Source organism: Paraburkholderia sp. NMBU_R16, assembly GCF_013282575.1.
Taxonomy (GTDB): Bacteria; Pseudomonadota; Gammaproteobacteria; order Burkholderiales; family Burkholderiaceae; genus Trinickia.
This window is the reverse complement of the sequence record NZ_JAAAYE010000211.1, coordinates 1-1,195: the sequence shown is the minus strand read 5'-3', so window position 1 is coordinate 1,195 and position 1,195 is coordinate 1. Positions and strand designations below refer to the sequence as shown.

The 1,195-nt window shown below is 65.1% G+C and carries 1 protein-coding gene; it reads left to right on the top strand.

Annotated elements, in window-relative coordinates:
• Positions 1-1,195, top strand: a 1,195-nt coding sequence (istA, locus tag GWC77_RS27870; protein WP_173262737.1) for an IS21 family transposase, incomplete at both ends; no start/stop codon positions are given.

The window sequence follows — 1,195 nt, the reverse complement described above, 5'->3', positions numbered from 1 at the left end:
AAGTGCCCGGCACCGCGATTCTGGCCGCGTTGCGGCGTGAGCACGGCTACACCGGCAGCTATTCGTCGGTTTATCGCATGATCGTTTCGATCAACGCGGGCCGCCCGCCCGAGGCCACCGTGCCGCTGAGTTTTGCGCCCGGTGAGGCCGCGCAGGTGGATTTCGGTGCCGGCCCGATGCTGCCTGACGCCGACGGCGTGTTCAGGCGCACCTGGGCGTTCGTGATGACGCTTGCCTTCTCGCGACATCAGTACGTCGAGTTCGTCTGGGACCAGACTGTCGCAACCTGGCTCGGATGCCACCGTCGCGCCTTCGAATGGTTCGGCGCCGTGCCCACGCGCGTGATCATCGACAACCCCAAGTGCGCGATCACGCGCGCCTGCACTTACGACCCTGTCGTGCAGCGCGCCTACGCGGAATGCGCCGAAGGATACGGTTTTCGGATCGATCCCTGCCCGCCGGCGGACCCGCCCAAGAAAGGCATCGTGGAGGCCGGCGTCAAATACGTGAAGGGCAACTTCTTGCCGCTGCGCCAGTTCCGCGACTTCACGGATCTAAACGAGCAGGCCCGTCACTGGGTCATGCACGAAGCGGGGCGCCGAATCCACGGTACGACGCGCAAAGTACCGCTCGAGTTGTTCGAGATCGAACGGCCTCTCATGCGCGAGCTGCCAGCCGTCGCGCCCGATCTGGGCACCTGGCACAAGGTCTCGGTTCATCGAGACTGTCATGTCGCCCATCAGCGCGTGCTGTATTCCGTGCCGTTCTCGTTGGTCGGCAAGCGGTTGTGGCTGCGCGCGACCGATGCTTCGGTCTGCATCTACGACGATTACCGACTGGTCGCTTCGCACATACGCGGCCGCCGCCCCGGCGACCGGCTCACCGTGCGCGACCACCTGCCGCCCGAGGCGCGCGCGTTTCTCGCTCACGATCGGCAGTGGTGTCTCGAACAAGCTACGCGCGTAGGGCCCGCTTGTGCCGAGCTCATCGAGCTGCTACTGGCCGATCACATTCTCGAGCGCTTGCGCGCGGCGCAGGGCGTCATGCGGTTGCAGAAGCCCTACGGCGCTTCGCGCCTGGAAGCAGCGTGCGCTCGCGCACTCGCACACGCCAGTCCCTTCTATCGGACCGTCAAGACAATCCTTGTCGGCGGCTTCGATCAGCACCCCCTCACCGATTCGAACGAATACATCCA